The 2,838-nt window shown below is 59.1% G+C and carries 2 protein-coding genes; both read left to right on the forward strand.

Features of this window, described 5'->3' with window-relative positions:
- Nucleotides 1-414 precede the first annotated feature (414 nt).
- On the forward strand, nucleotides 415-1,827 hold the full coding sequence (locus tag AB1609_20005) for an ABC transporter substrate-binding protein (protein MEW6048727.1): 1,413 nt from the start codon (nucleotides 415-417) through the stop codon (nucleotides 1,825-1,827).
- Between the two features lie 71 nt (nucleotides 1,828-1,898).
- Nucleotides 1,899-2,822 carry an ABC transporter permease gene (locus tag AB1609_20010; GenBank protein MEW6048728.1) on the forward strand — a complete coding sequence of 308 codons (924 nt, stop codon included), beginning with the start codon at nucleotides 1,899-1,901 and terminating at the stop codon, nucleotides 2,820-2,822.
- The last annotated feature ends 16 nt before the right edge of the window (nucleotides 2,823-2,838 follow it).

Below are 2,838 nucleotides of genomic sequence, written 5' to 3' on the forward strand. Positions count from 1 at the left end.
CTTTTGCTGGGTCCCGCCCTTATGGAAAGCAACCGCCTGAGCGACGCGCTACTGGCAGCCCGGGAGAGACTACGGATGCATTTGCAGCCGTGAGAACACGGCGAAGGGAGGTAAGAGGGGCCAGATCCAGGTGTATGAGTCATGCCGGTGGTGGCAGGAACAGGGGGAAGACGGTGGAATAGGCTTGACAACCGAATGAGTCGTACTGACTGACTAGGAGGTGAACCCATGCTACGGCGAAGCTGGCTGTTGATGTCGATCCTGGTGGGAGCGTTACTGCTTTCCTCTTGTGCGGGAAAAGGTCCTGAGCCCGCGAGCCCGCAAACGGGTGGCCCCCGCTCAGGCGGGGAGTATGTAATTGGGCTGGCAGATGCCTGGTCGCTGGACCCAGCGACGTGGGGTAACCAAGGGCCGATGAGGAACATTTTCAACGGGCTACTCCGCTATACGGCAGACGGCAAGCAGTTGGAGGGTGACCTTGCAGAGGACTGGTCGGTTAGTTCAGACGGCAAGACGTACACATTCAAACTGCGTCAGGGGGTCAAATTCCATAACGGGCGCGAACTCGTTGCGGATGATGTGAAGTACAGCATAGAGCGGGTGCTGAACCCCAAGACCAAGTCGGACGGCGCGTTTGCGTTTGCGGACGTGGTCGGGGCGCAGGAGTTCAACCAGGGGAAGGCCAAGGAAGTCTCAGGCATCCGAGTCGTTGATCCCCGCACTGTGCAGATCACTCTCAAGGAGCCCCTGGCCATCTTCCCGTATTTTCTAGCCATGAACTTCGGCTACGTGGTGCCGCGCGAGGCAGTGGAACAATATGGGGATGACTTCGCTCGTCATCCGGTTGGCACCGGGCCCTTCAAGTTCGAGGAGTGGAAAGAGGGAGAGTACATCAGGCTGGTCAAGAACCCGGACTATTTCGAGAGGGGTCTGCCCTATTTGGACAGCTTGGTGTACCGTATCATCCCCGATTCTGCCTCTTTGGCGATGCAGTTCGAAGCTGGGCAGGTCCACGAGATGTACCCCATTCCAGATTCGGTGTTCCAGCATGTGGTCTCAAGTGGGAAGTACCAGATCCTCAAACAGAGTCGCCCTGACGTGTTCGGGCTGGCCATGAATGTCAGGAAAAAGCCCTTTGACGATGTGCGGATACGTACGGCAATAGCGCATGCGATTGACCGCGAAAAGGTGGTACAGGTTCTGTTCTCCGGGGGACGGGCCCGACCGGCCGTGGGGCCTGTACCGCCAGGGCTGCTAGGGTACGATCCTCAGATCAAGGCCATAGGGTACGATCCGGCACGTGCAAAGCAACTTTTGGCAGAGGCAGGTTACGGCAAGGGGCTGGAGTGCGAGCTTTGGACCCTTTCCCGTGACGCTGAGAAACGCCTTGCCGAGTTCATCGCAAGCCAGCTTGCGGAAGTGGGCATCAAGGTCCAGATACGGCTCATGCAGACAGGGGCATTCTACGATGCCGTGTCCAGGGGAGACGCTGGCCTGTTCTGGTGGGGCTGGACCGCCGACTACGCCGACCCCGACACGTTCATGTACAGCCTGTTCAATTCCGCTAACTGGGGGATCAACAACCCGTGCTTTTACAAGAACCCCCGGGTGGACGAGTTGACGACCCAGGCGAGGCACATCACGGATGAGGCCCGTCGAGAAGCTATGTATAAGGAGGCGGCGCAGATAGTGGTTGACGAGGCCCCCTGGGCCTTCATATACCACACGACCGCTTTCTGGGCTGTCCAACCGTGGGTTCGGGGTGCTGATGCCCAGTTGCACGTCTACGGTTACCTTTCCCGCGCCAGGACATGGCTGGAGAAGTAACTCGGAGGGGGTGAGAGCCCCGCGGTAGGTGGGGCTCTCACCCTCAACAGGAAGTCACTGGAGGTGCTGGAGTGTCTACTTACGTGGCACGGCGCCTTCTTTGGGTCCCCGTGACCGTGTGGGGCGTCATCACGATTACCTTTTTTCTAATGTACATCATCCCGGGTGATCCGGCGCGCATATTGATTGGAGGGCATGTGGCGACAGCGGAAGGCCTAGCGCAACTACGTCACGAGATGGGGCTTGACCGGCCTGTCCTGGTGCAATATGCGGACTATCTCACCAAAGCACTGCGCGGAGATTTAGGCAGGTCGTTCCGGCTGCGCGTACCCGTTTCTACCCTGATACTTCAGCGCGTGCCCAACACGGCTGTCTTGGCAACCGCGTCGGTTCTGGTGGCGCTACTGGTAGCAATCCCGGTGGGGGTCCTTGCTGCGACGTCTCGAATCAGGGCTTTCGACCGCCTGGTAATTGCCCTTTCCACAGCGGGTGTCTCTGCTCCGGCCTTCTGGGTGGGGGTAGTCTCGTTGTACTACCTGGCCTTTCGCACGGGGTGGCTTCCCATCGGCGGTACTGGTACCATTGCCCACCTGGTGCTGCCCGTCCTGGTGCTGGGCCTTCGACCTACGGCCGTGTTGGCCCGGCTGACGCGTTCCAGCATGCTCGAGGTGGTTGGCGCGGATTATGTGCGCACTGCAAGGGCAAAGGGATTGGCTGAGCGAACGGTCATTTACCGCCATGCGCTCAGAAACGCCATCAACCCAGTCCTCACATACTCTGGACTTCTCCTTGCCTACCTGCTGGGAGGGGCGGTGGTCATCGAGAACGTGTTCGCCTGGCCCGGCCTTGGCAAGTTGCTGGTAGACGCCATGGGATCGTATGACTTCCCCCTTGTGCAGGGGGTGGTATTGTTCAGCGCTTCGGTGATTGTCCTGTTCAATCTGCTTGTCGATGTGTTGTATGCGGTGTTGGACCCCCGTGTGTCGTATCGATAGGTGCGTTGGAGGACTT

It is taken from the genome of Bacillota bacterium (genome assembly GCA_040754675.1).
GTDB lineage: Bacteria > Bacillota > Limnochordia > Limnochordales > Geochordaceae > Geochorda.